Source organism: Terrimonas ginsenosidimutans (assembly GCF_022012415.1).
In the GTDB taxonomy this organism is placed as follows: domain Bacteria; phylum Bacteroidota; class Bacteroidia; order Chitinophagales; family Chitinophagaceae; genus Terrimonas_A; species Terrimonas_A ginsenosidimutans.
The window spans coordinates 1-6,255 of sequence record NZ_JAKLTR010000041.1; the positions used below are offsets into that span (position 1 = coordinate 1).

Here is a 6,255-nt window from a genome sequence, read left to right on the forward strand (position 1 = left end):
CGGTGGCTCTGGAGGATCGCAAAGTGCGCAAAGGATCCGCTAAGGCCGCAAAGAATGCCCGATGAGCTTTGCGCACTTCGCGGAGCCTTTGCGCACTTTGCGATACTCCAGAGCCACCCAGAAACAACAAGCCGTTCAGTATCACTGAACGGCTTTGTTTGTTTATTCGGTTAACGGAGCGTGTCCCAAGTGAGAAGAACTGCAGGCACATCTGGATCTCTTTATCGATATACTGACGCTCCCAACCACGCCATCATCCCCATACCGAGTTCAATAGCTGATTCATCAATGTTAAAGGTTGGCGTATGTACATTGGAGGTAATACCTTGTGCCTGGTTCATTACACCGAGCCTGAAAAAGCAGCCAGGGATCTGCTGGGAGTAGTATCCGAAGTCCTCCGCACCCATCCTTTTTTCGGTTTCCTCAACATTTGAGGAGCCAATATACTCGCCTGCTTTGTTCCAGGCGACTTCATGCAGTGCTTCATTATTATAAACGGAAGGGTATCCGACATCAATATGAAGTTTGATCTCGCCCCCCATGCTTTTGCCAAGATTGTCACAGACCTGGTGCATTAACTCATGTGCTTTAAACCGCCATTCTTCATCCATTGCGCGGAAGGTACCCATCAATTTCACTTCATTCGGGATCACGTTGGTGGTAGATCCCCCGTTGATCGCGGTGACTGATAGAACAGTCGGATTATGCGGGTTGTTATTCCTGCTCACGATCTGCTGCAGAGCAATGATCAGGTGTGAAGAGATAAGAATAGGGTCTATACAGAGATGCGGTGAGGCCGCGTGCCCACCCTTGCCCTTGACTGTAATATAAAGCTCATCGGCACTTGCCATTACTTTACCACTGCGGAAGCTCATTTTTCCTGTAGCCAGTCCGGGGTGCACATGTAGTCCGAATATTGCTGCTGGTTTTGGACTCTCCAGTACCCCTTCTTTGATCAGTAAGCTTGCCCCACCGGGGTTCTTCTCCTCACCAGGTTGGAAGATGAGTTTAACTGTTCCTTCCCATTCGTCTTTTGTTTCATTCAGGATCTTTGCTGCACCGAGTAAACAGGTTGTATGCACATCATGACCGCAGGCATGCATTACGCCATCCCGCGTGGACCTGTAAGGCACATTGTTCTCCTCCTGAATGGGTAAAGCATCCATATCCCCGCGAAGCGCGACGATCCTTGAATCCGGGTTCTTTCCTTTGATCAAACCGATCACCCCTGTTGTTGCTTTTACTTCAAACGGAATACCGGATGCCTTCAGTTTCTCCTGTATAAAATGAGAAGTCTCAAATTCCTGGTAACTTAACTCAGGATTTGCATGCAGATGGTGACGAACATCAATAAACTCAGGAGCGTATTGCTTTGCGAGCGATTTGATCTTTTCTAACATACCGCAAAGCTAAGCGTTAAGGAGGAAAAAGAGGAATTGAGGGAATGGCGGAGAGGAAGGTAAATATCTAAAAGCAAAGAGGGTAAAAGCGATTAATAAAACCTCCTTTACCCCCATTTATCTTTTAAATCTTAGCTTTTAGTCGCGGATATCATCAATTTTTAATTCAATGATATCATTCATAATGAACACGCCTTTCGGGAAGTAAGTGTTTAGCTTCTTTTGATAAGCTTCGGCTTCTTTACGGTCTTTAAAGTTGCCGGCTTTTAATTTATAGTAAGGTGACTGATGCCAGAGGTATGGTTTCAGTTCGGGGAAGTGTGTATAGACTTTTGTTTTCGCGGAGATGGCTTCATCGCGACTGTTGGTGCTGATGATCATCAGGCGGAAGCCTTTGCCGGTTTTACGGGCGTCACGGCTGGTTACCTCGTTGATCTCAGCCTGTTTTGTCACGAGAAGATCGAGGCGGGCATCTTTATGTACGGTGACATTTCCGCTATCTGAGGCCACCATATTCTGGCTGAAGGTGGTCAGGGAAAGGAGAGTGGTGATCAGTAAAAGCATTTGTTTCATTACGTATTATTTTCAAATATCCTACCAAAACGACGCTTCAGGAAGTGCTGGTGAGTGAAATGCGGTTTTTAATCAGTTTTTAACTTCGATGGCCGATGTTCGATGGTCGAAGGGGAATTCTAAAAGGAAATGATATATCCATTCAGGCTGAAAAGCCGGGCTGGGCTCTGGCTTTTCAGCCTGATCGACCATCGACAGACAGAGCAAACTTAATACGAGCCGCCCGCACCTGCAATGTTTTCCACCGGATGCCAGGTAGTTTTTATTTCCTGGGTGTCAAAGATGAAATAGGGTGATTGACCAGCGTCTGAAATCCAATCCGTTTGATCATAGAAAAATACCCGTTTTAGGTTGAGGGCTGATTTTTCTCGGATCATTTGCTGTGTATCAGAGTTTGATTCGCAATAAATGGTTGCATTTACGTCCATATGGTCAACAAACCAGGAAGCCAGTTCTGATGGCTTTCCGGTAAGGATATTTACCACACCTCCGGGAAGATCCGAGGTGTTGAGTACTTCTGAAAACGTTACCGCGCACAATGGTTTGGTTTCGGAAGCGAGTACAACACAGGTGTTGCCGCCCGCAATGACCGGAGCTATAACAGATACCAACCCTATCAAGCCGCTTTGTTGCGGAGCAATGACAGATACAACTCCTGTAGGTTCAGGAACGGAGAAGTTGAAATGAGAACTAGCTACCGGGTTGACTGAACTGAAAAGTTGCTGAAACTTATCACACCATCCGGCATAATAGATAAGACGGTCTACCGACAGGTTGACTTCGTTTTCCGCTTCTTCACGTGTAGCATCCTGTTGAGTCAGCTCTTCGATGAACTGCCCTTTTCTTCCTTCTAACATCTCAGCCATTCTGTACAGGATCTGGCTTCGGTTAAAAGCAGCTCTGCCTGCCCAACCGCCGAATGCCGCGCGTGCTGCCACGACCGCATTGCGAAAATCTTTCCTGGAAGAAAGGCATACGTTCGCAAGCTTTTGACCACTGTAATTCGTCGGAATATAATAGCGGCCAGATTCCGTTCTTGGGAATTGGCCACCGATGTAGATCTTGTAGGTTTTTAAAACTTCGAGACGGCTCATGGGAGTTAAGTTTAAAAGTTTAATGGTTTAAAAGTTTAATAGTTGTCTCTTAAACCTGGATGCGATAACTCAGTTAGCTTTATACTTTGTTCCCGTGATAGGGGATTCACTTAAATATGCTATTAGTTTCTGAATTAACCCACTGATTTTTTGGGCGTGAGTGCTCAGCTAATTAAATTCTTCTACGGTTAAGTAATGTCTGTCAAGTGCTCTATACAATTGCGACCTGAGTTCTGCGCAGGATGCCTTTGATATATACAGGAACTGTACGAATTCCTTATTACCATTCCTGTCGAAACCCTCTGCTATATTATCCATAATAGATCCCGCAGAGCCTTCAATTTGATTAATAAGTCTGTAGTTATTCTTAAACCTCCCTGAATCGATCATCTTCCCAAGAGTACAATTCAACCCTCTAGCTTCTTTCCACGAAAAAATATCTTCAAATCGCTCAATCGTCGCCATAGCCAACTTTTAAACTTTTAAACAATTAAACTATTAAACTTTTACGCCCGTCTTCCCAAGAGTACAACTCAACACTCCAGCTTCTTTCCCCGAAAAAATATCTTCAAATCGCTCAATCGTTGCCAACCAACTTTTAAACTTTTAAACAATTAAACTATTAAACTTTTACGCCAACCGCACATAAGCCATCAACCCATGCAGCCCTCCCTCACGGCCAAAGCCGCTCTCCTTGTATCCTCCGAATGGTGATGTCGGATCAAACTTGTTGAAGGTGTTTGCCCAAACCACACCTGCTCTCATACGTTTGGTCATGTTAAAGATCTTCGACCCTTTATCTGTCCAGACGCCAGCGCTTAAGCCATAAGGAGAGTTGTTTGCTTTTTCGATCACTTCATCATCTGTTCTGAATGTTAGTACAGACAGCACCGGCCCAAAGATCTCTTCCTGTGCAATGCGATTGCTTTGTGCTACATTGGTAAATATGGTGGGCCGGCAGAAGAAGCCTTTCTTTGGAAGAGGGCAGGAGCTTTCATACATTTCGGCGCCTTCTTTCTTTCCGATGTTCAAATATTTATGGATCGTATCAAGTTGTTGTTTGGAATTGATGGCGCCGATATCCGTGTTCTTGTCCATTGGATCACCAACGATCAGTGTTTCAATCCGGTCTTTGAGTTTACGGATCACTTGTTTGGCTACAGATTCCTGTACATACAATCTTGAACCAGCGCAGCAGACATGGCCCTGGTTGAAGAAGATGCCATTGATCACACCTTCCACTGCCTGATCAAGTGGTGCATCGTCAAAGATGATGTTTGCCGCTTTCCCTCCTAATTCAAGTGTTGCTTTTTTATTGGTGCCAGCGATGGCACGTTGGATCAGCTTGCCTACTTCTGTTGAACCAGTGAATGCGATCTTATCCACACCCGGATGATTGACGATGTTCGCACCTGTGTCACCAGCGCCAGTGATGATGTTCACGACACCCGGAGGAAGATCCGCTTCCTGAATGATCTCTGCAAGTTTGAGTGCAGTGAGCGGTGTTGTTTCAGCAGGTTTTAATACAACCGTATTACCTGTTGCAAGTGCCGGTGCGATCTTCCATGCAGCCATCAGCAAAGGAAAATTCCAGGGAATGATCTGACCTGCCACACCGAGTGGTTGAGCTTTCCTGTTTGGAAATGCGTATTCGAGTTTATCGGCCCAACCTGCATAATAAAAGAAATGATTGGCCGCGGTAGGTACATCGAAGTCGCGGCTCTCCCGGATCGGTTTACCTCCATCAAGTGTTTCGATCACCGCCAGCTCCCGTGCTTTCTCCTGAATCATACGCGCAATGCGGAAGATGTATTTGCCGCGTTCTTTTGCAGGCATATTCTTCCAAACTTTATCGTATGCATTTCGTGCAGCTTTAACAGCTTTATCTGTATCGGATTGATCAGCCAGGGCGACCTGGCTTAACTTCTCTTCCGTTGCAGGATTGATAGTATCAAAGTATTTCCCGGATGAAGGCTTTTGCCATTCACCGTTTATAAACAGGTCGTATTGTTTGTTGATCGTTGCGGCACTCTTACTCTCGGGCGCTGGTTCATATTGCCAGGTTGTGTCAAATTTCAGCTTAACTGTGTTGGTTTTTTTCTTTACCGCAGTATTCTTCTTCGTTGTAGGCATCAGAAGAGGTTTAAAAGTTTTAAAGTTTAATTGTTCAAAAGTTGTATGAGTGAAGGTTTAATAACGTTAAACTATTAAACCTTTAAACTTTTAAACATTAATCTACACTAAAGTAATTCGCACTTTGATACAGGCCCGTCTTCTCCTTCACGATCTGCATCAGCACATCATTTGCAAGACTACTCGCTCCAAAGCGGAACCATTCGTTGTTCAGCCAATCGTCGCCCAGTACTTCTTTTACCATTACGAGATAGTGAAGGGCGAGTTTTGATTTTGAAATGCCTCCGGCGGGTTTCATTCCGATCATCTTTCCTGTCGCGTAATAGAAATCACGGATGGCTTCGAGCATAACGAGTGTTACGGGCATTGTTGCGGCGGGCTGGATCTTGCCGGTGGATGTTTTAATAAAGTCGGCACCGGCGTGCATGGCGATATCGCTGGCGCGTCTGACCTTATCAAGGCTGCCGAGTTCGCCTGTTTCGAGGATCACTTTTAGCCTTGCGTCGCCGCAGGCTTCTTTGATCGCAGCTATTTCATCAAATACGAAGTTGTATTCACCGGAATGGAATTTTCCGCGGCTGATCACCATATCGATCTCATCGGCACCTTCATTCACCGCGTATTTGGTATCACGGATCTTGACATCTTTTGGAGCCTGGCCACTTGGGAAGGCAGTTGCCACAGATGCCACCCTGATCCCGGAATCACCAAGCGCTTTTCTGGCCACTTTCACCATCGAAGGATATACACAAATGGCCGCCACTGTCGGGAGGTCTGGCACGGCATCATGCGGATGAATAGCTTTATAGCACAATTGTTTTACTTTCCCATCGGTATCCTTTCCTTCCAAAGTGGTCAGATCGATCATGTTCAGTACCAGCTTCAATCCATTCATCTTGGATTCCTTCTTGATACTGCGTGTGGTGAACCTTGCGGCTCTTTCTTCCACACCCACCTGGTCTATCCTGGGGGAAAGCGAAAAATCGGGAATGGTCAGCAAGCTTTTGGCAGTAGCCATATGTGTAAGGTTAAGAGAGTCAAAGGTAATCAAAGTT

At 45.7% G+C, this 6,255-nt stretch carries 6 protein-coding genes; all 6 read right to left on the bottom strand.

The window, feature by feature from the left end:
- Positions 1–221 precede the first annotated feature (221 nt).
- The gene (locus LZZ85_RS28060; RefSeq protein WP_237877439.1) at positions 222–1,400 is read right to left on the bottom strand and encodes a M20 metallopeptidase family protein; all 1,179 of its coding nucleotides are present in this window, start codon (positions 1,398–1,400) and stop codon (positions 222–224) included.
- A gap of 138 nt (positions 1,401–1,538) precedes the next feature.
- Positions 1,539–1,973, bottom strand: a complete 435-nt coding sequence (locus LZZ85_RS28065; RefSeq protein WP_237877441.1) for an SPOR domain-containing protein — start codon at positions 1,971–1,973, stop codon at positions 1,539–1,541.
- A 209-nt stretch (positions 1,974–2,182) separates the two neighbouring features.
- Positions 2,183–3,067: an aldehyde dehydrogenase family protein gene (locus LZZ85_RS28070; protein ID WP_237877443.1), complete on the bottom strand. Its 885-nt coding sequence runs from the start codon at positions 3,065–3,067 to the stop codon at positions 2,183–2,185.
- A 168-nt stretch (positions 3,068–3,235) separates the two neighbouring features.
- Positions 3,236–3,532, bottom strand: a complete 297-nt coding sequence (locus tag LZZ85_RS28905) for a four helix bundle protein (protein WP_432422784.1) — start codon at positions 3,530–3,532, stop codon at positions 3,236–3,238.
- 165 nt (positions 3,533–3,697) lie between these two features.
- Positions 3,698–5,200 carry an aldehyde dehydrogenase family protein gene (locus LZZ85_RS28075; protein ID WP_237877444.1) on the bottom strand — a complete coding sequence of 501 codons (1,503 nt, stop codon included), beginning with the start codon at positions 5,198–5,200 and terminating at the stop codon, positions 3,698–3,700.
- A gap of 97 nt (positions 5,201–5,297) precedes the next feature.
- A partial coding sequence (gene deoC / locus LZZ85_RS28080) for a deoxyribose-phosphate aldolase (protein WP_237877447.1) occupies positions 5,298–6,255 on the bottom strand: 958 nt, incomplete at its 5' end.